This window comes from Stenotrophomonas maltophilia group sp. Smal17, assembly GCF_030237045.1.
Lineage (GTDB): Bacteria > Pseudomonadota > Gammaproteobacteria > Xanthomonadales > Xanthomonadaceae > Stenotrophomonas > Stenotrophomonas forensis.
The window spans coordinates 41,717-42,736 of record NZ_JASJSU010000039.1 but is presented as its reverse complement, the minus strand read 5'-3'; the positions used below and the strand labels follow the sequence as shown (position 1 = coordinate 42,736).

The following is a 1,020-nucleotide window of genomic DNA, read 5'->3' as shown; positions in this document are numbered from 1 at the left end:
GTCCGCGGCATGGATGCCGCGGCCAAGCCCCCAGGGATGGGTTTACGGCGTCCCCCGACCCGCCTGCCCACCCGGCCAAGCCGAGAGACCGCCTTTCGCGACCAACCAACACACCCACCACGGAGGGGCTCCGCCGTTGGCCGGCCCGGCCGAAGGCCCGCTTCTGGCGCGATACAATGACGCCCATGAACACCCCACAGGATTCCAGCCTCGGTCGCGAGGTCAGTTACCCGTCGCAGTACGATCCCGGCCTGCTGTTCCCCATCCCCCGCAGCGGCGCGCGCGCCGAGATCGGCCTCGATGATGCGGCGCTGCCGTTCGTCGGCCATGACCGCTGGCATGCCTTCGAACTGAGCTGGCTCGACCCGCGCGGCAAACCGCAGGTCGCCGTCGCCACCGTGCAGGTGCCGTGCACCTCGCCGCGGCTGATCGAATCGAAGTCGTTCAAGCTGTACCTCAACTCCCTCAACAGCACCCGCATCGACACCGCCGAAGCGCTGCGCGCACGCATCGTCGCCGACCTGTCGGCCTGTGCCGGTGCGCCGGTCCATGTGGCGTTCGGTCTGCCGGGCCTGCGCGAGACGCCGCTCGGCGAGTCGATCGACGGGCTGGAGGTGGAGATCGACTGCTATGGCCCCCCGCAGGCGGACTTCCTCGCCGCTGATGCCGGCCAGGTGGTAGAAGAGACCCTGGTCTCGGCGCTGCTGAAGTCCAACTGCCCGGTCACCGGCCAGCCGGACTGGGCCACGGTCAGCCTGCGCTACCGCGGGCCGAAGATCGACCGCGCCGGCCTGCTGCGCTATCTGGTCAGCTACCGCGAGCACGCCGAGTTCCACGAGCAGTGCGTTGAGCGGATCTTCAGCGAAGTGTCCACGCGCTGCCAGCCGGAGTGGCTGGAAGTGGAAGCCCGCTATACCCGCCGTGGTGGCCTGGACATCAATCCCTGGCGGGCCAGTCCCGGCATTGCCACCCCGGCCGCGACCTACCGCGAACTGCGCCAGTAACCGGTAGTGGGGGGGG

At 69.5% G+C, this 1,020-nt stretch carries 1 protein-coding gene; it reads left to right on the top strand.

Annotated elements, in window-relative coordinates; all coding sequences use genetic code 11:
* Positions 1–185: 185 nt before the first annotated feature.
* Entirely contained in the window at positions 186–1,004 is an 819-nt protein-coding gene (gene queF / locus QRO93_RS12180) for an NADPH-dependent 7-cyano-7-deazaguanine reductase QueF (protein WP_180879876.1), read from the top strand.
* Positions 1,005–1,020 lie beyond the last annotated feature (16 nt).

Bases quoted from the DNA above. Each gene is read 5' to 3' on its own strand.
- queF (WP_180879876.1), top strand. From the start codon at position 186: ATGAACACCCCACAGGATTCCAGCCTCGGTCGCGAGGTCAGTTACCCG.